The sequence below is a fragment of the Terrabacter sp. 2TAF16 genome (genome assembly GCF_052115065.1).
Lineage (GTDB): Bacteria > Actinomycetota > Actinomycetes > Actinomycetales > Dermatophilaceae > Terrabacter.
This window is the reverse complement of the sequence record NZ_JBFRFZ010000022.1, coordinates 1-25,956: the sequence shown is the minus strand read 5'-3', so window position 1 is coordinate 25,956 and position 25,956 is coordinate 1. Positions and strand designations below refer to the sequence as shown.

General features: G+C 68.3%; 26 protein-coding genes and 1 pseudogene. 9 read left to right on the top strand and 18 right to left on the bottom strand.

Annotated elements, in window-relative coordinates:
• Window positions 1-1,210: 1,210 nt before the first annotated feature.
• Window positions 1,211-1,798 carry a matrixin family metalloprotease gene (locus AB4Z14_RS21335; protein WP_442276985.1) on the top strand — a complete coding sequence of 196 codons (588 nt, stop codon included), beginning with the start codon at window positions 1,211-1,213 and terminating at the stop codon, window positions 1,796-1,798.
• Between the two features lie 129 nt (window positions 1,799-1,927).
• Here the strand turns inward: AB4Z14_RS21335 and AB4Z14_RS21330 are convergent, their stop codons facing one another.
• Together AB4Z14_RS21330 and AB4Z14_RS21325 are read right to left on the bottom strand one after the other, a co-directional pair.
• Window positions 1,928-2,320, bottom strand: coding sequence for a nuclear transport factor 2 family protein (locus AB4Z14_RS21330; RefSeq protein ID WP_442276984.1), 393 nt, complete (start codon window positions 2,318-2,320; stop codon window positions 1,928-1,930).
• A gap of 517 nt (window positions 2,321-2,837) precedes the next feature.
• A complete protein-coding gene (locus AB4Z14_RS21325) occupies window positions 2,838-3,515 on the bottom strand; it encodes a hypothetical protein (RefSeq protein WP_442276983.1) in 678 nt (225 codons plus the stop codon).
• 461 nt (window positions 3,516-3,976) lie between these two features.
• On the opposite strand from AB4Z14_RS21325, the gene AB4Z14_RS21320 reads away from it, so the two are divergent.
• Window positions 3,977-4,657 (top strand): DUF2231 domain-containing protein, encoded by a 681-nt coding sequence (locus AB4Z14_RS21320; RefSeq protein ID WP_442276982.1) that lies wholly within the window; start codon window positions 3,977-3,979, stop codon window positions 4,655-4,657.
• Between the two features lie 239 nt (window positions 4,658-4,896).
• Here AB4Z14_RS21320 and AB4Z14_RS21315 read toward each other — a convergent pair whose 3' ends face one another.
• The 6 genes from AB4Z14_RS21315 to AB4Z14_RS21290 all read right to left on the bottom strand — a co-directional run bounded on the left by AB4Z14_RS21315 (window position 4,897) and on the right by AB4Z14_RS21290 (window position 9,469).
• The gene (locus tag AB4Z14_RS21315; RefSeq protein WP_442276981.1) at window positions 4,897-5,328 is read right to left on the bottom strand and encodes a hypothetical protein; all 432 of its coding nucleotides are present in this window, start codon (window positions 5,326-5,328) and stop codon (window positions 4,897-4,899) included.
• Between the two features lie 203 nt (window positions 5,329-5,531).
• Window positions 5,532-5,855, bottom strand: a complete 324-nt coding sequence (locus AB4Z14_RS21310) for a hypothetical protein (protein ID WP_442276980.1) — start codon at window positions 5,853-5,855, stop codon at window positions 5,532-5,534.
• Window positions 5,856-5,921: 66 nt separating this feature from the next.
• On the bottom strand, window positions 5,922-6,200 hold the full coding sequence (nrtS, locus tag AB4Z14_RS21305; RefSeq protein WP_442276979.1) for a nitrate/nitrite transporter NrtS: 279 nt from the start codon (window positions 6,198-6,200) through the stop codon (window positions 5,922-5,924).
• 81 nt (window positions 6,201-6,281) lie between these two features.
• Window positions 6,282-7,334: an alpha/beta fold hydrolase gene (locus tag AB4Z14_RS21300; protein ID WP_442276978.1), complete on the bottom strand. Its 1,053-nt coding sequence runs from the start codon at window positions 7,332-7,334 to the stop codon at window positions 6,282-6,284.
• A 298-nt stretch (window positions 7,335-7,632) separates the two neighbouring features.
• Window positions 7,633-8,772: a glycosyltransferase gene (locus AB4Z14_RS21295; protein ID WP_442276977.1), complete on the bottom strand. Its 1,140-nt coding sequence runs from the start codon at window positions 8,770-8,772 to the stop codon at window positions 7,633-7,635.
• Window positions 8,765-9,469, bottom strand: a complete 705-nt coding sequence (locus AB4Z14_RS21290) for a class I SAM-dependent methyltransferase (RefSeq protein WP_442276976.1) — start codon at window positions 9,467-9,469, stop codon at window positions 8,765-8,767. The genes AB4Z14_RS21295 and AB4Z14_RS21290 overlap by 8 nt, the downstream gene beginning before the upstream one ends.
• Before the next feature lie 445 nt (window positions 9,470-9,914).
• On the opposite strand from AB4Z14_RS21290, the pseudogene AB4Z14_RS21285 reads away from it, so the two are divergent.
• Window positions 9,915-11,125, top strand: a pseudogene (locus AB4Z14_RS21285) (IS110 family transposase).
• Between the two features lie 159 nt (window positions 11,126-11,284).
• On the opposite strand, the gene AB4Z14_RS21280 reads toward AB4Z14_RS21285, so the two are convergent.
• From AB4Z14_RS21280 to AB4Z14_RS21260, 5 genes are all read right to left on the bottom strand, one after another.
• Window positions 11,285-12,367, bottom strand: a complete 1,083-nt coding sequence (locus AB4Z14_RS21280; RefSeq protein WP_442276975.1) for a hypothetical protein — start codon at window positions 12,365-12,367, stop codon at window positions 11,285-11,287.
• Window positions 12,360-12,866 carry an RNA polymerase sigma factor gene (locus AB4Z14_RS21275; RefSeq protein WP_442276974.1) on the bottom strand — a complete coding sequence of 169 codons (507 nt, stop codon included), beginning with the start codon at window positions 12,864-12,866 and terminating at the stop codon, window positions 12,360-12,362. Before AB4Z14_RS21275 ends, AB4Z14_RS21280 begins: the two co-directional genes overlap by 8 nt.
• A gap of 175 nt (window positions 12,867-13,041) precedes the next feature.
• Window positions 13,042-14,115 (bottom strand): hypothetical protein, encoded by a 1,074-nt coding sequence (locus AB4Z14_RS21270; RefSeq protein ID WP_442276973.1) that lies wholly within the window; start codon window positions 14,113-14,115, stop codon window positions 13,042-13,044.
• Window positions 14,108-14,242: a hypothetical protein gene (locus AB4Z14_RS21265; protein ID WP_442276972.1), complete on the bottom strand. Its 135-nt coding sequence runs from the start codon at window positions 14,240-14,242 to the stop codon at window positions 14,108-14,110. Before AB4Z14_RS21265 ends, AB4Z14_RS21270 begins: the two co-directional genes overlap by 8 nt.
• A gap of 35 nt (window positions 14,243-14,277) precedes the next feature.
• A complete protein-coding gene (locus AB4Z14_RS21260; protein ID WP_442276971.1) occupies window positions 14,278-14,550 on the bottom strand; it encodes a hypothetical protein in 273 nt (90 codons plus the stop codon).
• A gap of 419 nt (window positions 14,551-14,969) precedes the next feature.
• Here AB4Z14_RS21260 and AB4Z14_RS21255 point away from each other — a divergent pair, with 419 nt between their 5' ends.
• From AB4Z14_RS21255 to AB4Z14_RS21240, 4 genes are all read left to right on the top strand, one after another.
• Window positions 14,970-16,205, top strand: a complete 1,236-nt coding sequence (locus AB4Z14_RS21255; RefSeq protein ID WP_442276970.1) for a NosD domain-containing protein — start codon at window positions 14,970-14,972, stop codon at window positions 16,203-16,205.
• 54 nt (window positions 16,206-16,259) lie between these two features.
• Window positions 16,260-16,826, top strand: coding sequence for a hypothetical protein (locus AB4Z14_RS21250; RefSeq protein WP_442276969.1), 567 nt, complete (start codon window positions 16,260-16,262; stop codon window positions 16,824-16,826).
• 340 nt (window positions 16,827-17,166) lie between these two features.
• Complete coding sequence (locus AB4Z14_RS21245; protein WP_442276968.1) at window positions 17,167-18,030, top strand: alpha/beta fold hydrolase; 864 nt, start codon at window positions 17,167-17,169, stop codon at window positions 18,028-18,030.
• Window positions 18,031-18,430: 400 nt separating this feature from the next.
• Window positions 18,431-18,703: a hypothetical protein gene (locus AB4Z14_RS21240; RefSeq protein ID WP_442276967.1), complete on the top strand. Its 273-nt coding sequence runs from the start codon at window positions 18,431-18,433 to the stop codon at window positions 18,701-18,703.
• 2 nt (window positions 18,704-18,705) lie between these two features.
• Here AB4Z14_RS21240 and AB4Z14_RS21235 read toward each other — a convergent pair whose 3' ends face one another.
• Window positions 18,706-18,885: a hypothetical protein gene (locus AB4Z14_RS21235; protein ID WP_442276966.1), complete on the bottom strand. Its 180-nt coding sequence runs from the start codon at window positions 18,883-18,885 to the stop codon at window positions 18,706-18,708.
• 524 nt (window positions 18,886-19,409) lie between these two features.
• Window positions 19,410-22,283: a helix-turn-helix transcriptional regulator gene (locus tag AB4Z14_RS21230; RefSeq protein ID WP_442276965.1), complete on the bottom strand. Its 2,874-nt coding sequence runs from the start codon at window positions 22,281-22,283 to the stop codon at window positions 19,410-19,412.
• Between the two features lie 352 nt (window positions 22,284-22,635).
• Between AB4Z14_RS21230 and AB4Z14_RS21225 the strand changes: the two genes are divergently transcribed.
• Complete coding sequence (locus AB4Z14_RS21225) at window positions 22,636-23,901, top strand: IS110 family transposase (protein ID WP_442276964.1); 1,266 nt, start codon at window positions 22,636-22,638, stop codon at window positions 23,899-23,901.
• Between the two features lie 237 nt (window positions 23,902-24,138).
• Here AB4Z14_RS21225 and AB4Z14_RS21220 read toward each other — a convergent pair whose 3' ends face one another.
• The 3 genes from AB4Z14_RS21220 to AB4Z14_RS21210 all read right to left on the bottom strand — a co-directional run bounded on the left by AB4Z14_RS21220 (window position 24,139) and on the right by AB4Z14_RS21210 (window position 24,982).
• Window positions 24,139-24,444, bottom strand: coding sequence for a hypothetical protein (locus tag AB4Z14_RS21220; protein ID WP_442276963.1), 306 nt, complete (start codon window positions 24,442-24,444; stop codon window positions 24,139-24,141).
• Entirely contained in the window at window positions 24,441-24,650 is a 210-nt protein-coding gene (locus tag AB4Z14_RS21215; protein WP_442276962.1) for a hypothetical protein, read from the bottom strand. The genes AB4Z14_RS21220 and AB4Z14_RS21215 overlap by 4 nt, the downstream gene beginning before the upstream one ends.
• A 71-nt stretch (window positions 24,651-24,721) precedes the next feature.
• Complete coding sequence (locus AB4Z14_RS21210; RefSeq protein WP_442276961.1) at window positions 24,722-24,982, bottom strand: hypothetical protein; 261 nt, start codon at window positions 24,980-24,982, stop codon at window positions 24,722-24,724.
• Between the two features lie 116 nt (window positions 24,983-25,098).
• Between AB4Z14_RS21210 and AB4Z14_RS21205 the strand changes: the two genes are divergently transcribed.
• Window positions 25,099-25,716, top strand: a complete 618-nt coding sequence (locus AB4Z14_RS21205; RefSeq protein WP_442276960.1) for a TetR/AcrR family transcriptional regulator — start codon at window positions 25,099-25,101, stop codon at window positions 25,714-25,716.
• The last annotated feature ends 240 nt before the right edge of the window (window positions 25,717-25,956 follow it).

Below are 25,956 nucleotides of genomic sequence, written 5' to 3'. Positions count from 1 at the left end.
ACCCTAAAGGGCGCCAGCTACCGGCTACGCAACCGAGGAATCGACACCCTGCCCAGCATCAGAACCCAAGACCCGGCAGACTAGAACCGACAAACCGGTGGCCTCGTTTTCGACCGTCGGAACGGCCTCGTTTTCGAGCGGCGTCGACAAACGTGCCAGCGATCGGGATTGGCGTGGCCGCGGCGGTCGTCGTCGCGGGTGGTCTCTTGATGGCATCGGCAAGCCGCCGGCGCACCGCTTGAAAGCGCCGACTCGTGCCGGCGCTGGCGGCACACGCACTACGTGCGGCGCCAGGTCCGGCATGAAGGCCGACCACCTCGTCGCGATGAGCTCCTCGATAGGCCGACGGACTGAGACAAACACGTGCGTCGGCTCAATGATAGGGAGCCAGGACAGACCGGTCCTCGCGCGCTAGTGCGGCGGTATGGGCGTGACAGACGAAGTTCGTGTCTCTGCCTTCTAGGGCACGGGATCTGGTGACTGCCGGCAATCTCTCGGCGGCGGAGTGGGTCGGGTCTATGAGGTGCGCGGCTACGGACGAGTGCTTGTTGCTCGGTCGGTGAGTAGGACGCGCGCTCATTTGGTATTCGTCACTTATGCCCGTTTCGCAGCGGTCGTTGCCGAGGCCGCTGATACTCATCACTCGGGCAATCAGTGGCGGGTCTCGGGGGGCGTCATGCAGGAACGCGTGGAGATGGTCCACGTAGGTCGCGCGGTTCGGTGCGCGTGTGGGGAAGATCTGCGCCCCGGCGAACGCGCCGGGCAGCTCGGAGGTCGATCTGAGCTGCTGTGTCTGTGGTGCCTCGCCGACCTACAAGCGGGACGCCAGCGACCTCGCACACGACGCATCGAGACACCGTGGCCCGCGCCGGCTGTCCCGCACCCACCGACCCGTCGCGGAAGACGCCGTCGTGCGTCCAAAAGTCGACTCCGCGGCTCTACCGCCGTACCCCTTGTGATCGCTCTGCTCGTTGTAGCGGCCGCCCTGTATTTTCACCCGGCCCTTGTCGGGAAGCTGGGAAGCAGTGCAGTTGCGGGTGGGGTGCCCAACCCCAAAGGCGACGTGCCCAGCTGGGTCAACGGCGCGTCCCTGACCGGTCGGAGTCCTTCGGATACCCGGGACCTGTGGCCCCCGGCGCCGGCGGACGCACGGACTCAGCCGCTCAGTACGCCTGGTCTGCGCCTGTCGTCGTCCGCCGACTACGTCTTCATGAAGACCATCCCCGAGCTCGGGGGCCGGCCTGTCTCGTGGGACCCGTGCCGTCCAATCCATCTGGTTCTCAACGATGCCGCGGCGCCTCCTGGGGCCGACGAGCTGATTCGCGAAGCGGCCGGCTCCGTTAGCGCGGCGACGGGACTGCAGTTCGTGATCGAGGGTGCGACGACGGAGACGCCGACCGCCCGACGGGCGCCGGTTGAGAAGTCGCGCTATGGGAACCGGTGGTCGCCCGTCCTCGTGGCGTGGACCGATCCCTCAGTGGTTCCCGGGCTGCAAGGCCGTGTGGCCGGGATTGCCGGACCCGCCGGGGCGCCGTACTACACACCTTCGCAGCAGCACTGGGTCAGTGGCACCGTCAATCTCGACGGACCCCAGTTCCGTGAAGTTCTGCAGCGACCTGACGGTTGGACTGCCGCCCGCGCGATCGTCATGCACGAGTTCGGCCACCTGGCCGGCCTGAGTCACGTGCCCGCGCGAGACCAACTCATGTACGAGGACAACATTGGCCAAAGCGACCTCGGTCCTGGTGACCGAGAAGGCCTCAGGCGGCTCGGCCGGGGTTCGTGCTTCACGAGCTAGGCGCGGCAGCGAAGACGTAAGCCGATTGTGGTCCTGGAGGGAGTGTGTCCACTGAGGGGAAGGGACCGGTCGCGGAAGTTGAGGACGTGCCGCAGACCGGCTCGGGACGCCGACAAGCAAGCGCTCCGACTACTTCCAGAACTCGTCGTTCTTGGCCGTGTCGTCGAAGAACTGGCGGGCGTCAGCAACCCGCCCATCGCGGAGTTGGAAGACGATGACCGCGTTCTGCTCCAGCGTGTGCGCGTCGCGGGTGGCCTGGTTCCTGTTCAACGCCACGGTGTGGTTGTCGCCAGCGATGACATCGTCGAGGGTGACGACCAAGGTTCCACCCGACCGCGTCATCAGCTCGCCGAATAGGGACAGGATCTCGTCCCGACCTTCTTTCGTTCCCGACAGGGACCCACTGCCGGGCACGTGCCAGACAGCATCGTCAGTGAAGAGCTCAGTGAGCGTGGCCATGTCACCGGCGCTGAAGGCCGCGTATCCACGTCGGATGACCTCGACATCGTCCGTTTTGCCCATTTCCGATCTCCTTCCGTGCCCGACGCAACGACCGTTTCGTGAACCAAACAACGTTATCCCCGGCGTCCTAACCGTGTCCCGCGAACAACCGAGCCGCTTCTGCACCCAAGTGGCAAGCACAACTTTCCCGAGCGGCCCTGAGTCTTCCGGGCCGATCGCGGCTGCGTCCGGGGAAGTCGGCCGTCCAGGCCAGTCCGAGCACGACCCCGGTACACGGGTGGAACGCGGAGGCCCGCCACGGGGCGAGCGTGCCGGGGATGCCGACGGCAGTGCGTGCAACAAGCAGCGGTGATTGGTAGCCCTCGGCTCGCATCGGCCCATAGCGAGACTGCACGGCCCCGGCCACGCGCACAGCGACCTCGTCGAGGGTGCGCTCTGGACCGGATCCGGTCACGCCCCGCCCGCGGCGGATAGACGCGGGTCGGGACATGCAGCGGCGGACAGGACGGAGACGCGAGGGCGGAGCGGACGTCGCGCGACGGCCAGTGGCAGAGTCGAGGCAGCGGAGCCTCAGGGATCAAGAATTGGCCATGAATGCGACGTTGTCCTGGCCACCGGCTGACGACTCAGGCGCTGCGTCGCCGAGGGGCGGAAACTCTCCCCGCAGGTTGAACGAGACGCGGTGCGCCTTCCTGAACTCCCCGCCGATGCGCAGGCCCGCTTGTCGGGCGTTCGAGACCAGGTCGGCGTCGACTCCACTGTCGTGCTCGTAGGTGAAGGTCAGCGCGAACTCGCGCATGCCGCCGTGGAGTCTGCCGTCGATGATCCCTCGCCAACCCGGCTGGTCGATCCATAGAAGTGGCGGGAGGGCTCGGGGATGCGATCCGTCACCGCTGGCCTGGTAGATGCCCCGTAGGTGTTCCGAGTCGCTCTTGTTGCCACCGAAGCTCAACACTCCGAAGAGGATCTCGACGTCGGCCTTCGCCTGGTCAGAGATCTTGCCCGAGTAGGACAGCTCGATCTTGCTCGCTCCGAGCGCAGTGAGCATGGCGATCGCGTCGTTTGTCTTTTCGACGAGGATCTGCGAGTGGTAGCTCGCCAAAGGGATGAGCCGCGTCCTGCTCACGGGATGGCGGACGTAGCCCACCTCGAACTCGGACGCCTCGCTGAGAGGCTGCTGCTCGATGTAGAGACGCTCCGAACTGTCCGGCATGTCGATGGGATTCTCGCCGTAGAACGACACCAGTGCTGCCATGGCGTACCTCCATATCTCCGCTCATGTCCGGCTGAACCTATAGGCCTGGACGACACGGATGCCTACTGCCCAGACGACACGCGGCGAAGAGACGCACCTCGCGCGAGCCGGTGTCTGAAGGCCCACCGAGCAGACGTTCGTCCACGGGTAACAGGAAGATCCAGCGATCTGCGTGCACCGCGTCGACGAGACTTCCGGCGACCTCGTTGATGGTCGCAGTGCTGTGTTCAGTACTAGCGCGCGTCCGAGCAGGAGGGAGGCAAGAACTGGCTCGCCGACACCATCATCACTCAGCTCATCGCCGGGCGACGATGAAATGCCATCGGCTGAAGAACGTCCGTTCCGGCCGCGCTTCCATGGTCGTGAGGTGGCTCGTGGGGCGGATAAGTGTGATGTTCACGGGCGCTCGTACCGGCAGAGGTGCGAGTGAAACAGGGGCCGCTACGGATCTCGTGTTGACCATGAGAGTGGAGCGGGGCAACGTGGTATCCGGCGCCGACACGGATGACGCCGATGCACCGTTCAGCGAGGAGAAGTACATGAGCGCGATCGAACGGCCCCCGGCCATCGTGCGCTGGACGCTGCGGCTCGAGGAGACCACCGCGCTCGACAGGCCGGTGCGAGCGCTCGAGCCGTCGATCCGATCCGCCTTCGGCACGGGGAGGCGGTCGTCGGTGCTGCGCGGCGAGTGGCTGGGTCACGCGATCCACCCGCTGCTCACCGACGTCGTCCTCGGCACGTGGACCTCAGCCACGGTGCTGGACCTTTTCGGCGGGCGCGGCTCGTCGGCAGCGGCGCAGCGGCTCGTCGGCACCGGTCTCCTCGCGGTCGGCCCGACAGCGTGGGCCGGCTGGGCCGAGTGGTCGGTCGCGGGGTCGCGCGAGAAGCGGGTTGGCCTGGTCCACGCGGTGACCAATGCTGTGGCGATCAGCGCCTACGCGGCGTCATGGACCGCCAGACGGAACGGTCGGCACAGGACCGGGGCGCGACTTGCGCTTGCTGGAGCGACCGTCTCCGGAGTAGGCGCCTACTTGGGCGGGCATCTGACCGAGGCTCGCAAGGTGTCGAGCCGCCATCCCGCCTTCGACAACGCTCCCTCAGAGACTCAGGCGGGCACCCCCTCTGGTCCAGCGACTACCTGAAGGGCGCACTCCAAGCCCCGCAGAGGTGAACAGGCGGCGAAAGGACGTACTCGGCGCGGCAAAAGCGGCCGACGTGGCCCGAGCCGCGTGCCGAACGCGATGCACGTGTTCGTGACTCCTTCGTCGTCCGGGCCGTACTAAAGGTCTTTAGCCCTACAGCGGTCCGATGGTGAACTTGCCGCCGTCCTCGATGAGCAGCACGCCGGCACCCTTGCCGAGCGGTTCGACGGTCTCACCTGTCAGGCCTGAACCGCAGCCTCGTTCGTCGGGCTGTGCCCCACGACGAGGGCCCGGCCGCCCTCGGGAAGGGACTCGACGACCCCACGCAGCACCGTGCCTATCAGCCGCTCCTCGTGTTCGACCAGGTCGGGGTCGACCTCGCGGAGCTGTTCGACGGTGGCGCCCTTACCTGCCGCCTTGGCCGCGCTCCGCCAGCGGTCTTCGACCGACGAGCGCAGCCCAGTCACCTCGGAGATGGGACAGTCGTCCTGCCCAGCCGCGTGGCGCAGGATCGTGACCATCTGGGTGGCGCGGGCCGCGCCGGAGGAGACGAACGCGGCATACGGCGGTTGCAGTCCCTCGCGGCCGATGGCCTCCGCATCCGCCACACCCTGACCGGTCAGCTCGTCGCCCTCGTTGTCGGTGTGCCGACGCAGCTCCACGTAGCGCATCCCCCATCGTGGGCACAGGATCGCGAAGGGCACAAGCCGAAGACTCCGTTGATGCGGCAGCAGCGTCGCGGCGCCGCCGGCACTCGGCCGGCTCGGCGTTCGCGGAGGTCCGGACGGGCGTGGATCCAGCGCCAGACCATGCCGCGTCGCCCGGTAACGAGGTGCCGGGCTTGGAACAACGAGCACCGCGAGAACATTCGCAACTAAGCGTTCTCGAAGGCTCCGATCACACAGGCTGGGGTCGTCTCATCGGTCAGTGGGATGGCGCGTTCATCGGGGAGCAGGAACCGGCCGTCACCGTCGTACAGCAGGTAGCCGCGTGCCGCTTGTGCGCTCGACCACTCGCGCACGTACCGCTCGGCGGTGCCTGTGCGGCCGGCCAGGTCCGCCGGGCTAAGCCGACCGGCCCAGGCCATCGCGTGGTACAGGCCGAGTTTGCCGCCGATGACGACCAACGAACCGCCGAGCAGGGCTCCGACATCGCAGATGGCTTTCTCGACGAATTCGGTCATTCCCGCCTCGTTCATGTCCTTCTTCCTTTCCTGCTTCTTGGCATCATTGCCCTGGGGGGGTGAGTGAGGAGTTCGCCGCTCTCAACCGGTTTGGGTTGAACGCGAGCGGTGCACAGTTCTGCGGGTGGCCGACAGAAGGCCAAAGTTCGAGACGCAAAACGGAGTCAGGTACGTCAGAACGGCCTTCACCCAGACCAGAGCGGTCGCGCGCCCAGCCAGGATGACGCCGAGCTGGTTCATCGCGAAGAACGCGGTTCCGACAATCAACATGACGGACACGGTCCGCTTGAGCTGCCGTCGCGAAAAAGCCACCGACAGCAGTTCACGCGGCGTGGACCACGTTGACCCTGACTCGTTCATCTCGACCTCCCTCGATCTGGGGTTGTCGATCAAGGTAGGCAGGGACGGTCAGAGATACCTCCGTATAGATACGGGACTTTGCTAGATTCCGAGCTCGGCGGCCCGGCGCACCAGTTCCGTCTTCGAACCGATCTCGAGCTTTTCGTAGACGTTGACGAGGTGACTCTCGACGGTGCGCTTGCTCACCCCGAGCTGGCCGGCGATCGCGCGGGCCGTCTCGCCGCGGGAGGCGAGCAGAGCCACCTCGCGTTCGCGTCGGCTCAACGCATCGACCCCCAGGCTGGTCCGCCGCCTCGGACGGCTCTTTCGACCGGTCACGAAGATCTCGACCTCATCAGCGATCGCGTCGACGTCGCCGAGCCAAGGCCGGTGGTCAGTTCCGGACAGCTCGACGTAACGGGCTCCGGGAAGGTGCTCCGCGAGGTACCGTGCGTGGCCCACCTCGATCCACGTGTCACCTGTCCGGTGCAAGATCAGGGTTGGCTGCTCGACCTTCGGGAGCAGGTCGCGAACGTCCATCCGCATGTTCATACGGATGGCGTTCTGCGCCATGGCGGGGCTCGCCGCCATCCGCAGGTACCGCGCCCACCACGCGCGATGCTGCGCATCGTCGGCTGGACTCGGGCGGCCACCATCCCACCACGTGCCGGACGCCCACGCCCGGTCCATTCCGACGATGGTGTCCTCGAGCTGCTCAGCCGAGGGGCCGTAGGGGTAGTCGGGTCCGGCAAGGCGACGTGCCCATGAGCCGTACAGGACCAGCGCCCGCGTCCGCTCCGGGTGCTTGTGGGCGAACAGCAGGCTGAGTGTGCCGCCTTCCGATACGCCGAACAGGGTGGCACGGCGCGATCCGGCGGCATCCATGACAGCGCGGATGTCGTCCATCCGCTGCTCCATCGACGGGGGGTGGTCAACGGGGTCGGACATGCCCGAACCCCGCTTGTCGAACACGATCAGCCGCGAGAACGAGGCCAGCCGGCTCAGGAAGTGAGCCAGCCGCGGCTGTTCCCACGCCACCTCGACATGAGAGACGAAGCCCGGCACCAGGATCAGGTCATGGGGCCCGTCACCCACGACCTGGTAGGCGAGGCTGACCCCATCGCTCTTCGCGTATCGCGTCTCCGGCTTCGTCATCCAGCGCTCCAGCCCCCGAGGCCGCCCCGAGACAGTCTCCCGTCAACGATAGAGCCCGGGCCCGGCAGGAACGACGGATACCTGCGCTTGACGGCGGCGCATGCGCGCGAGAGGCCCCGGAAGGATCGTCGTGCCGTCATCCGGCCCGGGTAGCTGGCCGATGCCGGTCAGTCTGGACGCGGGGGATGCTCCTCGCCGAGGAGCTCACTGAGTGGGCCGGAGGCGCTCGCGCGCCGGCGACCTTGGCGGCGGGATGACGCAGCGGTGAGCCGGTTACGGCTCGATCGACCGGTTCGTGTCACGCGGGTGCGTCGGCGGCTCGCTGCGGTGAGGCGTGGGACTTATGTGGGGTGGCCGGTTGCTCAGGTATGAGCTGCCGGTAGGTGTCGGCGTAGTACGGCGCGATCTGCTCAGGGGTGAAGCGTGCGGCGTAGACGCGCCCCGGTGTGGGGTCGGGTACCCCCCGCCCGTGCAGGAGCTCGTCCATGGCGCAGGCGAGCTCTTCGGGGTCCTCGGGCGGGACGAGCACACCGCGGCCCTGTCCCAACGTGACGGGCAGCCCTTCGACGGCGCTGGCAAGGACGGGCACCCCCAGGCCCAGGGCGAGGACGGCACTCTGGGACCAGGCTTCCTCCCGGGACGGGACGACGTGCAGGTTGGCTCCTGAGATGTAGGAGCCGGGCGAACGCACCCATCCCGGCAGGAGAACCCGGTCGGACAGGCCGAGGGCGCGCGACCGGGCAGTGAGGGACTCGCGCAGCGGACCGTCTCCGAGGAGGAGCGTCGTCGGCGGATCGGGGAGCAGGGCCAGTGCCTCGAGCAGGACGTCGACACCCTTCTCGGGGTGCAGGCGCCCGGCGAAGGTCACCCTGAGGCTGGGCAGGCCGGGCAGCGGTCGCGCATCGAAGCCGTCGACGATGGAGCGTCCCTCGAGGATCCGGCGTTCCGGGACGCCGAGTGATTCGGCGAAGCCGCGGGCGGCGGGGCCGTGGGTGAAGAAGGCCGCAAGGCGTCCGGCGGCGGCGCGGGCCTGGGCGACATGGTCGCCGTACGGCCAGGTCATGGCGTTGTGCTCGGAGGCCACGAGCGGAACCCCGTCGGGCACGGCGGCCGCTGCCGCCCACCAGGCCCCGAACATGTGGGCGTGGACGAGGTCGGCGTCGGCCAGGCGGGGGCGCAGCCATGCTGCGAAATCGGTCGACGGCACCCATTGCAGGTGTGCGTCCCGAGCGAAGGTCTCGACGGGCACGTCGAAGGCGGCCGCGAGGGCGATCCCTTCGTCGGTGGCGTCCCCGGCGTACAGGCGGGTGTCGAAACCCTCGGAGCGCAGGGCGGCGGACAGCCGCAGCGCGGAGAGCTGGGCCCCGCCACGCTCCAGCACTCCGATGATTCGCGCGATGGTGAGCGGCCGCCCGCCCGTCGAGGTCGGGTCAGCCATGGCGGGTGCCCGTGGCCTCGGCGGCCATCCGGGCCACGGCTACGCCCCCACGCTCGGGGCCGCGGTCGAAGGTGAGGCCGGTCTCGTGCTCCCACCGGCGCAGGACCTCCTGCTCCCCGGGACGATCGGTGTCGTCGAGAACGAGGCTGGCGCCCGGGGCAAGGAGGTCTGCGAGAACCGGCAGGGCGGGGTAGCGGGCCAAGCCGTGGCCGGTGGCATGAGCGGGCGGGCCGTCCACCAACAGCAGGTCGATCGAATCTCCTCGTAGCGCTTCGCGAAGTCCCTGGGCCAGGGCCGCCTCGTCGTACCAAGCGAGGCCGGGGTCGGCGCGGGCGTGCGGCACCAACGGTGCTGGAACGATCGTGACATCGGTCCCAATGCCTTCGCGATCGAGCTGGTCGCGCACCCACCGGGCCCAGACCGGGTCGTGCTCGACGCTCGCCATGAGGAAGCCACCGGGCGGTGGTCGCTGGTGCAGCAGGCGGGCCAGCAGAACGGTGCTGACACCGCTGCCCAGTTCGACGATGCGACGCCGCTCGTTCAGGACGATGTCGTTGCACACGGTCACGAGCCCGGCGGGTCGCATCGCGCCCGAACTCCACGGCAAGTACGGGCCGGACAGTGCAGCAAGCCCGTGCAGGGCGGCCCCGTCAGAGAAGCCACGACCTGCCGGCGTCGAGGAACTGGTCACGGCCACAGGCCGACCGTAGCGCGTGACGGACCCACAAGCGGAGGTGTGTCATCGATCTGCGTCGTGTCCGCCGAGTGCCTGGTCAAAGAGCTAACCGATGACGTCCAATTGGCCGCCCGGGAGGGCGCGCTCGTAACGGGACGGCCCGAGCGAGCGCAGTCAACTGGCCCTTGCAACGGTGGCGACTCGGCACGTCCGGAACACGGCAGGCGCCCCTTCGCGGCTACTAGACACTTTCCGGTAGGGCCGGCGTCCGGCCAGACTCGGTCCAGGTGCCCGGCGGGAAGCTCTCCTCGCGGCTGCCCACCGGCGTGATCGGTGTGGCTCTTAACCGGTTTGCGTTCCCGTCGGCGCCGCCCGTGAGGTGTGGCTCCAGAGGGGTCTGCCCAGCTCTCAGTAGCACTGCCCGCCTCGCAATCCCTACAGGTCCATCACGAGACGAGGTAGCGGCATGGCGAAGGTGTTCATCGGGGTCGATCCCCACAAGCTGTCGGCGACCCTCGAGGTCGTCGACGACCACGAGACAGTCCTGGCCAAGGGCCGGTTCGGCACCGACAAGGCGGGCTACGCCGCGATGCGCAAGCACGTCGCGGCCTACCGGGAGCGGGTGTGGGCGGTGGAGGGCAGCAACGGCGCGGGTCGCCCGCTGGCGCAGCGGCTCCTCGGGGACGGCGAACACGTCGTGGACGTCCCGGCCAAGCTCAGCGCCCGAGCCCGAGCGCTCGACACCGCCACAACCGCAAGACCGACGCCCACGACGCGCACGCCGTCGCTGTCGTCGCGGTCCGCACCAAGGACCTACGAGTCCTTGCCTTCGACGAGCAGCTCGAGGCCCTGCGGATGCTGGTCGACCGCCGCCAAGAACTGACCCGTCAAAGGGTCCAGACCATCAACCGGTTACAGCGGCTGCTGTCCGAGCTGACCCCGGGCAAGCGCAAGAAAGACCTGACCGCCTTGCAGGCCAAGCGGATCCTCGCGTCGGTGCGCCCCCGCGACATCGTGGGCAAGACCCGCAAGAGGCTCGCGCTCGAGCAGCTGACCGAGCTGGTCGCGCTCGACCAGAAGGTCAAGGCCCTGAGCAAGGAGCTCAAGGCGATGGTCAAGGCCTCCGGCTCCAGCCTGATGGACCTGTCCGGTGTCGGGCCGATCGTCGCCGCCCGGGTGCTGGCCGACGTCGGGGACGTGGCCCGGTTCGCCGACCGGAACCGGTTCGCGTCCTGGACCGGTACCGCACCGATCGCGGCCTCCTCCGGCGAGATCGTCCGGCACCGGCTGTCGAGGGCCGGGAACCGTCGGATGAACCACATGATCCACATCGCCGCGACCACCCAAATCCGCCTCAACACCCCCGGCCGGGCCTACTACCGGCGCAAGATCGCCGCCGGCAAGACCCGTGCCGAGGCGATGCGCTGCCTGAAGCGCAGGATCTCCGACGCCCTGTACCGGCAGCTGATCGCCGACGCCCGCGACGCCGCGCAAGCGACCGCGGAGGCGGGCCCGGGAGGGCACCGCGGGGCGTCACATGAATCCAGCGCGGCCGGCTCGCACCCGCACACCGGCACTTCGGATCAGCCACTTCCCGGACCCGCACAGGCGACGCTACCCGCGCCCAACCCTCCGAGGAAGACCGAGGCCGTCAAGCCCCTCGAGCCCGCCTCTTGACGACAGAGGGGTGCCGGTTTGACGCTGCTCAAGCAGCGCTCATGGCCAGTACCGCCAGCCCTCGGGGGCGGCGGCCATGCCTCGGAAGGAGACCAGCCACGGCGTGACAGAGGGGGACTGTGAGCTGCATGCCGAGGTGCTCATCAGGCGGCTCCGGGGTTACAGCGGGTGGAGGGCTCCGGGGGGTGGGAGTGGGTGGGTCATCGGGGGCAGTTCGGTCCAGTGGGGCGGGATGAGGAACCGGTCCCGGGGCTGGTGCTCGTAGTATCCGGCCACCTGCGGCAGGGGGGGCTGGCGGATCTGCCAGGTCTTGCCGTGGTCGAGGCTGACGACGAGCTGGTCCTTGTTCTCGGTGACGCTCTGGTAGTAGGCGACTTCGCAGTTCGGTCCGCCCTCGGCCATGGTGGCGGAGTAAGGGGCGTCCGGCAGGGCTGCGCTGGCGAACGAGCCGTCGCGCTGCTGGATGACCAGGCGCGGGTTGGCGCCGACCCCGGCCAGCCCCCAGAGCCCGCAGCCCCGGGCGGTCGGGGTCGCCCAGCGGGTGTCGGGCACCTCGGGGAGCGCGAGCCGCTCCAGTTTCCCCGCGTCCTGGTTGAGGGTGCACAGGCCCACTTGGTCGGCGCACTCGATGCTGGGCGCTCCGAAGGTGTGCGTGGTGGGGCGGTCCAGGACCGTGAGTTGCATCGGCTGGCTCATCGTCGCCGAGAGCAGGTAGGGACCGGGGTTTCGGTGCGCCCAGTACCAGAGGCCGTCGCCGACCTCGCGGAGCAGCCCGACCCCGCCCGCGGGGGGTTGCTGGCTCGAGTCGGTGACACCGGCGAGGGTGACGAGCCGGTGGCCGGAACCGTCCACGACGACGATGGCTTCGCGGCCGAGGCAGCCATGGTGTGGGTCGGGGTGGGGGCAGCGGTTCCACACCGTCAGGGTGGTGCCCGGGTGGGTGCGGGACTCGAGCTGCTTGACGACGAACGCGTCGGGCTGCCCGACGATCTGGTCCGCGGTCCAGTCCGGCACGGCCACCGAGGTCACCTGCGGTGCCGGCTGGGCCGGGATCTGCTTCGGGTGCAGCTGGCTCAGGCCGGCGACGGCCAGCGCGAGGGCGAGGACGGCGGCCACGGCGGCGGCGACGTTGGCGGCCGCGCGGCGGCGGCGGGCTCGGCGGCGGGCCGCGATCATGACCTCGAAGGAGGGTGGGTCGATGGACCGCTCGGTGTCGCGGGCGAAGCTGTGCAGGTCAGACATGATCGGCCTCCTCCCGGTCGCTGAGATGGCCGGCCATCTGGGCGCGGGCCCGGGCCAGGCGCGCCTTGACCGTCCCTTCCGGGATGGACAGCTCGCGAGCGATCTGCGCGACGCTGAGGTCGCCGATGTAGTGGAGCACGACGGTCACCCGGGTGGGCAGGCTCAGCTGGCTCAACGCGTACACGAGGGCGAGGTGGTCCTCGGGGGCCTGCGGCCCGAGGTCGATCTCGAGCTCGGCACGGAACTTCGGCAGGACACGCCCAGCGACCCGGGCCCGGCGCCAGCGGTTCCGCAGCACGTTCAGGGCCACCGTCCGCAGCCACGCCTCCTTGTTGGCCGCCTCGGTGAAGTCCTGCTGGTGCGTCAGCGCGGTCAGGAACGACTCCTGCACGAGGTCCTCCGCCTCCGACCGGTTGCCGCAGAGCGCCACCATCTGGGTCACGAGGCGTCGGTAGGACAGGTCGTAGACCGCCCGGACTGCGTCACCGTCGTCGTCCATGAGCTGACCACCTACCGATCCCCCCTGACGATGCTTCCACTGAGACGAACCCCTGGACGGTGTTTCGGTTGCATGCGCTCGAGCGACTTCGTGCGTCCTCGTGCTCGTCGGGGTTCAGATCCTCGAGCTGGCGGAACTCGACGCGGAGGGCGAGGCGGGCCCGAGTCCGGAGGTGTCAGAGTGGCTGGAGCCCTCGAGGAGGCGGGAGGGGGTGTGGCATCGGGGGCAAGGACGTCCACCGTGGCGGGATCAGAGTCCTGAACCGGGGCTGCTCCTCGGCGTAACCCGCCACCTGCGGCATCGGTGTCTGCCGGATCTGCCACGTCTTCCCTTGGTCGAGGCTGACGACGAGCTGGTCTCTGTTCTCGCCGATGCTCTGGTAGTAGGCGATCTCGCAGCCGGGGCCGCCCTCGGCCATGGCGGCCGCGGCGCTGTCGTCCGGGATGTCGGCGCTGGCGAAGGAGCCGTCGTGCTGCTGGATGATCAGGCGGAGGTTGCCGCCGACCCCTGCCAGGCCCCAGAGGCCGCAGCCTGTGGCGGTCGGGGTTGCCCAGCGGGTGTGGGGGACCTGCGGGATGGCGAGCCGCTCGAGTGTCCTCGCGTTCTGGTCGAGGGTGCACAGGCCCACCCTGTCCGCGCACTCGATGCTCGGGACCCCGAAGCTGTGGGCAACGGCCCGGTCCATGACTGTCAGGTGTGCCGGCTGGCTCATCGTCGCCGACAGCAGGTAGGGGCCGGGGTTTTGGTGCGCCCAGTACCAGAGTCCGTCGTCGACCTCGCGGAGCAGCCCCTCATCGCCCAGCGAGGGCTGCTGGCTCGACCCGGTCACCGCTCCGAGGGTGACGAGCCGGGCGTCGGATCCGTCCACGACGGCGATGGCTTCGCGGCCGAAGCAGTCATGGTCCGCGCGGGGTTGGGTGCAGCGCTTCCACACCGTCAGGGTGGTGTTCGGCTGGCTGCGGGACTCGACCTGGGCGACGACGAACGCGTCGGGGTGCTCGACGATCTGGTCCGCGGTCCAGTCCGGGACGAGCAGCTGCGGTGCCGGGCCCGACGGGAGCTGCCTGTGCCCGAGCTGGCCCAGGCCGGCGACCGCCAGGACCAGGGCAAGGACGGCGCCCAACGCGGCGGTCACGGTCACGGCCGACCGGCGGCGCCGGGCCTGGCGCTGGGTCACGATCATGGCCGCGAAGGGCGGCTGGTCAACGGACCGCTCGGTCTCACAGACGAAGTCGATCAGGTCAGACACGGTCCGCCTCCTCGTGTTCGCTGACGTGGCCGCCCATTTGCGCGCGGGCCCGGGCCAGACGCGCCTTTGCCATCCCTTCCGGGGCGGACAGCTCGCGGGCGAACTGCAAGCCACTGACGTCGGCCATGTAATGGAGCACGACGGTCGGCCGGACGGGCAGGCTCAGCTTGGCTCACCGCGAACGCCACGGCGAGGTGGTCCTCGGGGCCCGTGCCCGAGGTTGATGCTCAGCTGGCCCCGGAACTTCGGCAGGATGCGCCCGGCGACTCGGGCCCGGCGCCAGCGGTTGCGCAGCACGTTCAGGGCCACCGTCCGCAGCCACGCCACCTTGCTGGACCGGATGCCGCGCAACGCCACCATCTGGGTCACCAGGCGCGGGTAGGACAGGTCGTACAGCGCGGACCGCGCCACCGTCGTCGTCCATGAGCTGACCACCTACCGAATCCCCTGAGGATGCTTCCACTTCAGACGAACCCCCAGACGGTGTTCGGGTTGCATGAGCCTGGTGAGCCCGGTGAGCCCGGTGAGACGACCTGTGGGCTTCTGCTCAGAGCCCCCTTCGGGGTGCTCGAAGGAGCACTACGCGGGGCGTTGACGCGTTGACTCGGTCGTCTCCGGGCACCTGTCGCGTGGACGGGATCGCAAGGACAGCCGCGCGTGAAAGCCACGGCTGTGGCCACCCCAACCGGCCCGGTCACGGATGACATGCAACCGAAATGCCGTCTCGGGGTTCGTGAGAGTGGAGCACATCCGTGCTTTCCGCCGCCCAGAGATGCGAGCAGCTGAGAGCTCAACCCTGGTGCTGGGTGACCGCGTGGCGCTGACGACGGAAGCTCACCCACCAACCAGAGCAGGTGAAGGACGAGATGAGCAGATCACGTTGGACACAGTTTGTCGTTACCGCGTCGGCGCTGACGGTGGCCGGCGCCACACCGGCCCTCGCTCAAGAGGCCGGCCCACTGAGGTGTGGAGCGGTCCTGACCGTCGACACCACGCTGAGCACCGACCTCGTCGGCTGCGTCGGCGACGGCCTGGTCATCGGGGCCGACGGGATCACCGTCGACCTCAACGGCCACCTCGTCAGCGGCGACACTCTCGAGGACCCGAGCGACATGGGCATTCGAGTGACAGGGCATAGCGACGTCCACGTCACCAACGGAACCGTGCAGGGGTTCTGGCGTGGCATCGTCTTCGATCAGTCGCCCTCGGGCGTGGTGACTTCCATGAGGGTCCGGCAGATGACCCGTAGGGGGATCGTCTTCGTCAACGGCTCCGATAACGCCCGAGTCAGCCGCAACGTCTCCACCGACAACCAGGCCTCCGGGATCGCGATCGTCACCTCAGACGGCGCGCAAGTCAGCGACAACCAGAGCCTGCGCAACATCGGCGGCGCTGGGGTCCGGCTCGAGGGAGCTACCCGCGCAACCGTCACCCACAACGCCCTGAACGCAAACTCGTTCGGCGTGCAGCTTGAGGACGCCGTGGGCAACCGTGTGGTCGCCAACACCCTCGCCAACGACGTCGAGATGGCTTTCGGCATCGAGTTCTCGACCGGCAACGTCGTGGACCACAACAAGGTGACGGGCAGCTCCGGCGGCGTCGTGCTGGAGAGCGCCGACGACAACACGATCACCAACAACCAGTTGCTGCACGGGGTCGGCCCCGACGGCATCGGCATCCAGATCTACGGAAACCGCAACCTCGTCGCGAGCAACACCGTCGTCGACTGGATCCGGTACGGGATCGAGGTGGACGACTTCGGCGACGAGGGCCACAGCCCCGCTGTAGGCAACATCCTGCGAGACAACCTGGTCAACCGTGCCGACGAAGGGATCGCGATCGGCCCCGAGGCCGGCGGCGTCGTGCTGAACACAGTGATCGAAGGCAACCGAGTCATGGGCGCCGTCGACGACGGGATCCAGGTGACAGGGCCGTCCACCGGCCTGGCCACCACAACCATCACGCGCAACGTCGCGGTGCACAACGGCGACCTCGGCATCACGGCCGTCCCCGGCACCCTTGACGGCGGGGGCAACCACGCCGCGGGCAACGGGAACCCACTCCAGTGCCTCAACATCACCTGCAACTGACGACAACGTCGCGTCGGCTTGGCCAGGTTCATCCAGCAACCCAGGAGGTTTCCGATGCTCGCTCTCCCCGTGATCGCCACGCTCTTGGTGCTTCTGACCGTCCGGGCATCCGTGCAACAGCGGCGACCGGGGGCGAGAAGGCGTGTCCGGCCGACAGTACTAGCCACCCTCGGGGTGGCCGGTCTGATGGCAGTTCCGGCCACGGCGTGGGCGTCGCCGCCGGACCACGGCACGTTCTCTTCGCATGAGGTCTTCGTGGACTCCGAGGTGTGCGCGCCAGAGGGGTTCTCGGTGGACGTCGTCCAAGACGAGGTACTGACCTTCCGAGTGTTCTTTGACCCCTCTGGCGCTGTTGCGTTCGTCGCGGTGCAAGTCGACTACCGGGCAGTCATCTCGGCGAACGGGCACACGATCGTCGAGCGGGACACGTGGATGGACACCTACTACCCCGACGGCTCGGCACGGACGGTCGGAAACACCGTGAACATCCAAGGGCCGGGCCCGGGGCTGGTCCAACACGATGCGGGCCAGATCGTGTTCGCCGATGGATCTGTTCAAGCGACCCATGGTCCGCACCCGCAGTTTGAGGGCCAGTCGTTCTGCTTCGCTTTGCTTCCGTAGCCGGAAGGGTGCGCCGCACCGAAGGTCTTGGGCACTGCACGATACGTGCCGCTCTGGCCTTCGGCGGTCGCACGCGAACACCCTGTCATGGGCATTATGTGGCTGAGACGAAAGCGCCCGGCAGGCGGCGGATAGACTGTGAGGATCGCCAAGGCAGCCTGAAGGTGCTGGGCTGTGGTTGGTGACCGCGAGGTGACCCCCGGAAAGACTGGCTTCGTGCCTTGTTGCGACCTGTCCGCTCGTGGTCACCGGGTCGCAGGGGGTCGGCGGCCAGGTCCCGCTTCGGAGCTTGGTCGAGTCGCGACCTGTGTTGCGTTCCAGGCGGTGTCATGCTCGGGGTGTGAAGACCCAGGTGGTGTCGACGTCACTCGGTCCTGTGGAAGTGTCGATGGCCGGTCCTGTCGGCGGACCCGTCGTGCTCGCCTTTCCCGGGGGACACTCGTCGGCGGGCACTCCGCTTGGTTCAGATCTCTACACCAACCTGGGGTTTCGGGTCTTGGCCTTCTCCCGGCCTGGCTATGGCTGCACGCGCGTGGGTCCGCTGATGGCGGCCGAGTTCGTCTCTGCTGTGGCGGAGGTCTGCGACGGGCTCGGGATCGGCGAAGCGGCCGCTACCGTGGGAATCAGCTTCGGGGGACTCCAGGCGGTGCACGTCGCTGTCGCGCTGGGGCACCTGGCGCCTCGGCTGGTACTGCACAGCTGCGCTCCGTCGACGTTGCCCTACCCTGACAGCAGGCTGGAGGCGGCGACGGGCCCGCTGGGGTTCTCTTCGGGGACTCAACGGCTCACCTGGCGGGCCATCCGCGCGATGACCTCGTCGGACAGGGGTCTGCGTCTGATGATGTCGACGTTGTCGACGCTCCCGGTCGACTCGTGGTGGCACACGTGGACGCCTGCGGACCGGGCATCGGCTCGGGCGACCTTCGCCGCCATGGGTTCTGGATCGGGGTTTGTCACTGACCTTCGCCAAGGCGCGGCAGACCGGGCCTACTATCGCCACGCGGTTCTGCGGTCGGTTCCCTGCCCCACCCTCGTGACGGCGTCCCGACACGATCGTGGCGTGGCTTTCGAACACGCCGAGGACTTCGTGCAGACGATACCCAGGACCCACCTCGTCGACACCAACGCGCCCAGCCACTTCTACTGGCTGGGCCCCGACCGGCAGGCTCTATCGGACGCCATCCACGACTTCATCGTCGATTAGCCAAAAGGCCCCATTGCGGCGGTTGGAAGGAGGTCCGAGTCGGCCGGGACTCGCGGCAAAGCGGACGTTTGGGTGGGGTTCCCGTTGCGTTTAGTGTGGGCCCCGTTGGCCCCGTGGGCTTCGTGTACCACGGGGTGCCGCGGGGTATGGTCGGCGACACGCTGTTTCCCCTGCATCAGCTCGCTGCGATCAGTGCCCCTGCCCATGAGCTGCAGGTGTCGAAGTACGTCGGTCGCGAATGGGTTCTGGACTCTCGCGACCCCTTGTTGGGACTTCGGTGGAACGACTTTGTGCACTGTTCCACCATTCACCCGCACCTGATCTATCTGGCAAACATGGAGCAGGTGCCTTCTACGCGACCCTTCGTGGGGGGCCCCGACTTTTCACGGGGTCGTTCTTCATGATTCCGCTCGATCGCATCGCCGACGTGCCGGCGCTGCGCTACGAGGCGACCGACTTGTCGGGCCCACCGGAACACTTCAGCCCGTTCGTCGCCGACGCCTACGAGGAGCTTGACGAAGTGCCGCAGGCCTACCGGGAGTACGTCGATGGCGGCGTCGAGGATGGAAACGTGCCGCTGTTGTACTGCACCATTCCGCACGTGCTGGTTGCCGGTCCGATCGACACGACCGGTCTCAGCCTGGTCGACTGGACCGAGCCGCTGCCAGGCTGACGTCAGACGGTGGAAAGACCGCGCGCCGGGGAAGGAGCCTCGGGCTGGCGAGCCAGGACGTGGAAGACGTGCCAGTGCTTGGGGCCGGTGAACGCGTGCCCATCCTCGTCCTCCTCGTCTAGCGGGAGCAAGTCCAGGCCCTGCAGCAGCTCCGCCATCTGAGACCGGGTCAGGAACGTCATGCCCTCTGCGTGAGCCCAGTCGTCTCGGTCGCCGAGGAGGTCGACCGCCAGCCACCCGCCAGGGCTCAGCGCATCGCGGAGCCACTGTCACACCGAGGGAAGTTTCTGACCTGTTCCCTCCGTGCTCTGTAAGGCGTGGCGGTCACAAAGATAGGAGTTTCTCCTGATTCGAGCGCGCGGTCTTACGGCGAGCCTGAAGGGACCCGCAAGTCGCGGCCTCTCGCCCGAGGAGCTCATGATGAACACCTTTGGATGCAATCCGGAAATGATGCTGCGCGTGGCAGCCACGCGAAACGCTGAGGATATCGCTCGAGCCGAGCGCTCACGAATGATGAGAGGGGAGAGCAGGCAGCGGCGGCACGTTGGCGGCCGGTGGATAACCGCCGCACGCACTTGGGCGTACCACTCGCGAGCTTTCCCCGGCGTGTGATGTCGCCGCGAGGGCACCCTCACCATGGCCTGCTTGCCTGCCTGTCACCCAGATGCGGGACGCCAAACAGCCAAACGCCCCGATCGGTGCGGTTTCAGTCCAGCAGCCCGTGCCTGCGGGCGATAGCGGCCGCCTCCGTACGATTGGCGGCCTGCAACTTGGTCAGAATCCGGGAGACGTGAACGCTGGCCGTCTTGGGCGACATGAACAGGGCGGATGCGATCTCGTTGTTGCTCCGACCTTCGGCGACCAGGGCCAGAACCTCGCATTCCCTCGCGGTCAGCACGTCGGCCCGGTCCGTTTGCCTTCGGACGTCCCCTGGTAGGGGCAGCCGTGCTCGTCGAGCGAAGCCCTTGATCTCTTCGTGCAGAGGTGCGGCCCCCAGGCGGCGGGCGATCTCGAAAGCCTCGGTGCTCTCTGTTTGGGCATCCCGGCGGTGTCCCTCCGCGAGCAGCGACTCGGCCAGGCGGAGGCGGCAGTGGGCCTCGTCCCAGACGCGGCCCACCACAACCCAGGCAGCAACCGCCCGCCGCCACAGTACTGCCGTCTCATGGCCGTCGAAGCGAGCCATGAGTGCCGCGTGCTCCGCACGGTACGCGTCAGACAGGGGGCTCGACCATCGCAGGCGCGCGGCTTGACGATCCAACCGATCCACCCAAGAGCGCGCGTGCACCGAGCCCTGCCTGGCCTCGACGCGAAGGGCCGCATTGAGCCCTGGCCAGACGACAGAGGGCATGGCCTGCTGGTGGACCTCGTCAAGTCGCGCCACAGCATCCCGCATCGCCGCCACGTCGCCCACGGAGGCGAGAAGGGCGATGAGGTCGGCCAAGGATTCGTCCGTCCCGGACAAGTCAGGTCGCGAGTCCGCGCGATGCAGGGCCTCGCGCCGCGCCGGGGCTTGGTCGGCGATGTCACCCCGTCTAATGCCCAAGACGAGCTTTAGGCCGTCGATCGACACGGATGCCCTGCCTCGAACGCCGACCGCGTGAGTGAGGAGCCGGTCGGCTTCCGCCCACTGACCCAGCTGCAGATGTGCCTCAGCAGTGTTGCAGGCGACAAACCCGAAAAGAGATCGAAGCGAGCGCGGGTCTGCGACCCGACCCATGGCCCCGCCCCCCACGGCAATCGCGTCGAGGTAGCGGCCAGCGTCGCACAAACAATGGATCAGGTTGCCCTCGATCATCCAGAGATCAGCGACGGGCGATCCCGCGAACTCCTCACGTAGACCTATGAGCCCGTCGATGGCCCGGTCCGGGAATCCATGCCGGACCTCGTCGAGGCCGAAGAAGATCCGGGTGTACAGCCGTGCCCGTCGGCTTGGATACGTCTGAGCGATGGCCATCGAACGCTGGTACTGAACGGTGGCCAGGTCGGGGGCGTAGCGCTCGGCGAGGGATGCGTTCTCACCGAGGCAGTCCATCGTTCGGATGTCCGGTGGGGCGGCGAGGAGAACGGCCGCACGCTCGCTCACCGCGGCGACCGACCCGAAGTCCTGCGTCCTGCCCAGAACCCGCAGCGACCGGTCCCGGCGCAGTGTCATCCACAGCCGACTGAGGGAATCGGCCTGGACCTCTGCCCGCTGCAGTTCCGCGTCGCACGTCTCCAGTACCAGCGAGTTGTCCCCGGTGGCCCAGCGAGTACTGAGCAGCTCAAACAGCACCTCGTCACGGGAACGCCCGGCCACCGCGTCGGCGTCTTCCACCAGCTCCCACAGGTCCAGGCACCTCCGCAGGTGCACCGCCTCTAGCGCCGCTTCGCTCATTTCGGACGCCCGGGCAGCCGCTCGGCACGACGCGGCAAGCGCCTCCCGTGATTCCCCGGCCTCGTACCAGTGATGCGCCAGCGCGAATGTCGCACCCGGATCCCGCCGGGCTAGCGGTTCCAGCACAGCGGCCCAGCGTCGGTGCAGCTCCCGCCGTTGAGGCGGAGGGATCGAGCCGGCAACTGCCTCCCGTATCAGAGCATGCGCAAAGGCGACCGCACGCCCGTCGCGCACCCACGCGAGGATCCCACCCTCGACAGCGCCCGTCAGCGCCGCAACCAGCTCGTCGTCGCCGATGCCGGCCACACGTGCCAAGAGGTCGTACGACAATCCCACCTCTCCCAGAGCCGCAGCCTCCATCACCCTCGCGCTGGGTCCGGGAAGCGGGGGCAGGCGCGCGAGCACGAGCTGTCGTAGCGTCGGGGCCAGGCCATCGGACATCGCATCGACGTTCGCCGCCAGCAGCTCGACGAAAAGTGGAAGGCCCTCGCTGAGCAGAAACAGGCGCTCCTCGACACTCGGCGCCAGCCCCACGCACCCCAGTGCGTCCAGCTGCTGCCTGACGCACGCTTCGTCTAGGCGGGCCAGCCATATCGTGCTGGACTCCGGCAGGGACTGCAGGTCCGCCACACTCGCTGGCAGCCCATGGGGTGACGCCACGTCGCTGCGCACCGTAAGGACGAGCATCACCGACCGGTCCGCCAGCGAGCGGGCAACCATGGCCACCAGGTCTCGCGATGCGGAATCGGCCCAATGCAGGTCCTCGACGATCCAGCACAGCGGCCGGTCAACCGCGATCCCGTCCAGCAGCGTCGCCGCCGCACTCAGTATCCGAGCCCGGTCCCACGTCGCGCCCCCAGAATCGAGGGCAGGCACCAGACCGGACAACTCGCCAGCCCGAGGCCCCAAACACCGCCGCACCTCATCGAGACCCACTTGGCGCACGAGATCGCGCAGTGTGTCAGCCAACGCCGCGAAAGGAAGCTCACCGGTCTCCAGGTTCACCCCGTGACCAGTGACTACCAAGGCACCCTGATCGCGTGTCCTCGCGGCGAACTCCGAAACGAGCCGAGACTTCCCGACACCCGCTTCGCCTATCACGAGCGCTGTGGAGCCGTGTCCCGCTGTGGCTAGTGACTGCAATTCGAGCAGCCGCGACAACTCACCATCGCGACCAACCAGGGCCCCCCTGCGTACGTCGGACATAGTCCATTGTGTGGCCCGCTTCGGGGTAGCGGCGGTGGTTGGCGTCCGCGGACGGTGGAGCTCGGAGATGGGTGACCGGCGCCGACCCGGATACGCGTAGGCCCGCGTGAGCACCACCGGGCATGATCCGGTTCAACGTTGGGCTGCTGTTGGCTAGGAGACTGGTGCGGGGGCTGAGCCGGTCACTGTCGGTTCCGCAGTGGCCGACTCCTCCATGCGGCGAGCGTGACGCAGACCCATCAGCCCGAGAACGACCAGAATCACTGCCCCGATGAACGCGCCGATGGCGGCATAGCCGGCGATGGTGCCCATCGTCGCGAAGGCCGCACCGTAGAGCTAGGAAGGAAGCCTGGTGTCCAGATCGAGCCCTTGCCAGCCCTCGGCCGCGGCCGAGTTCGACGTGTACTGCGGGATCGACGTCGCCCGCGAAACGCACCACGTGGTCGCCCTCGATCCCAGCGGCCGACGACTTGTCGATCGACCGTTGCCGAACGCCGAGCCGGACCTGCTGGAGCTCTTTGCTGAGCTTGAGGCCCATGGGCAGGTGTTGGTGGTCGTCGACCAGCTCGCCTCGATCGGTGCGCTGGCGGTGCCGGTGGCCCGCTCGCGGGGTCTGACTGTCGCGTACCTGCCGGGGTTGTCGATGCGGCGGGTCGCCGACCTGTGCCCCGGTGAGGCCAAGACGGACGCCCGCGACGCGCACATCATCGCCGATGCCGCACGCACCCTGCCGCACGCCCTGCGCCGGGTCGGCTTCGAGGAGCACACCACCGTCGAGCTCGCCGTGCTGGCCGGGTACGACGCCGACCTGGACACCGAGGCGACCCGGCTGACCAACCGCCTGCACGACGCGCTGCTGCACGTGCACCCAGCGCTGGAACGACTGCTGGGCAAGCATTTTCGCCGTCCCGGGGTGTTACGTCTAGTGGCCGTCACCGGCACACCGGCAGCCGTTGCGGCGCTCGGCCTGGCACAGATCAAGAAGACCATCGCGACAGGTTCGCCGCGGATCGCGGCCGACCTCACCGGCCAGATCCTGACGGCGTTGTCCGAGCAGACGGTCGTGATCCCGGCCTGCGAGCAATACGGCCAGGTCATCCGCGGACTGGCACGTCAGCTGCTCTCGGTCCTGGAGCAGCGCGAGGCGCTGGCCGCGCAGCTCCAGGACCTCCTCGCCACCCACCCACTGGCCGAGATCCTGACCTCGATGCCCGGGGTCGGGCCACGCACCGCGATCGAGCTGCTGCGCACCGTCGGTGACGGGTCCACCTTCGCCAGCGCCGCGCACGTCGACTCCTACACCGGCCTGGCACCAGCGACCCGACAGTCCGGGCGCAGCATCAAGGGAGAACAGCAGGCCCGCCGAGGTAACCGGTGCCTGCGCGGAGCGCTGTACCTCCCAGCGTTCGCCAGCCTGCGACACCCCGCCAGCCGCGCCTACTACGACCGTAAGAAGGCTGAAGGCAAGACCCACACCGCCGCGCTGACCTGCCCTGCTCGCCGCCGGGTCGACGTCCTGCACGCCATGCTCCGGGACCGCCAGACCTACCGCGCCGACCACCTCGACCAGTCCCCACCGCCGCCGTCAGACTCGCCCGTCGCCGCTTCACGAAACTGATAGGGACACTTCTGTTGTTCAACCGGCCGCTTCGAGGTGGGCCTTTCGCGTGGTGGCTCTGCGGCGTAGCGTCGTTGGGGCGGTCCGGGAAGTGGCTGATCCGAAGTGCCGGTGTGCGGGTGTGAACCGGCCGCGCTGGACACATGAGACGGCCGCAGTGCGCTCCCAGGCTTGGGTTCGTGCTCGGCTGCGGCGTCGGTGACGAGTTGGCGATAGATGGCGTCGGAGATCTGTGCTTCAAGCACCACATGGCCTCCAGGGGCCGCCTACCGTCGGCGGGCACGCGCCCGTAGTAGGTCCGCCCATCGTGTCCAGACGGATCTGGGAGATCGCAGCGATGTGGATCATGTGGCTCATGCTCCGGTCCCCGGCCGGGGAGAGCCGGTGCCGGGAACGCTCCCCCCCGACGAGGATCTTGTTCTGCGCGCGTTCGGTCGCGTAGGGGTCGCTGATCCACGTGCCGGTGAAGCCCGCCATGAGCAGGCCACGCAGGCCGGCACGGTTGTCCGTGACGACGAGCTTGCGCATCTGCGGGTCGGTCACGCCGTCCGGCACGGTGGGTCGTCCGTGGGCATCGAGCGGCGCCGTGCCGGTCCAGGACGCGAACCTGTTGCGGTCAGGGAACCGAGACGCGTCCCGACGTCAGCCAACACCCGTGCCACGACGACCGGGTGCACACCGTGCAGGTCCATCAGGGGCGACTCGCGGGCGAGCACGATCGCCTCGAGCTCGACGGTGGCCTTCTTCATCTAGGCCTCGAACGCGAGACTGCTGCAGGAGCTCGATGCGAGCGGAGCGCACCCGCCAGGCAGCCCCACACCTAACCCGTGGGCGATCCGCCCGGCGCGGGCGGGTCCAGCACCGGGGTCAGATCAAACCGTGTGAGCCCGTGCGCGGCAATCGGAAGCGCCTCCACGGTGGCCCGCGCGGTCTCTACGTCGGGGACCTCGAGGAGCAGCACCGCCCCCGACCAGTCCGCCTTGACCAGCACCCACTCCACGACGCCCCGACGAGTCAGGTCCTCGACCGCAGCCCCTTCGTCAGCGAGGTATGCCGTCGGATCCCCACTGTTGGTCGACATCGCAAGAACCTTCATCGCCGTCCCCTTCGTCCGTATCAACTCCAATGCTGACGTCCTGAAAGGCTACGCCTCGTAGCCGTAGCCGACAAGGGAACACGGCGTCTATCCTTGATCCGGTGACAGCCGCCAGCCGCCGAACGCCCCGGCACGAGGCGACCCTCGAAGCGATCCTCGACCGGTCCGTCGAGATCATGGCCGAGGTCGGCGTGGCCGGACTGACCATGACCCGGCTGGCCCGCGCCCTGTCGATTCAGCCGCCCTCGCTCTACAAGTGGTTCCCGTCCGTCCTCGCCGTGCACGACGCGGTGTTCGCCCGCGGACAACGAGCCAACCTCGCCGCCTGGCGTGATGGCATCGCCGGCGCCGAGCCCGGCCTCGTCGCCCTGACCGCAGGCATGACGGCCACCGCGCACTGGGCCGTCACCCACCCCGTCGAGGCCCAACTGCTGTTCTGGCGCCCCGTGCCCGGATTCCACCCAAGCCCCGACGCCATGGCCCCGGCAGACCAGCTCGTCACCGAACTGCGAGCGATGATCGGACACGCCATTGCTCGGGACCAGCTCGCCGGCGAGGCGGACTCCGCAGAAGGCCTCGTCATCCTCGCCAGCCTCCACTTCGGTGTGCTGAGCCAGCACCTGGCCAACGAACCTGAGACGACATGGGACGAAGGCGCGTACACCCGCTCCTACCGCCGGGTCATCGGCCTCTTCATCACCGCCTTCCCTCCCCAGTAACGCCCAACCGCGAAGCCCATCGCGGCGAGCGGTTGCCCCTCCCAGCGACATCCTCGGAAGTCGTGCCTTGGCCGCGGTTAGACGCCCCCGCGGGAGACTGTCCGAGTAACGGTGTAACTGGCCCAACGCGCTGACTGGTTCAGCGGGAAGGGTCGGATGATGACCGACACACTGGTGGGCGTGAGCCCGCTTGAGAGAGCAGCGAAGAAGTCGCTCACACCTGCTGAGGTGGAGCGCGCG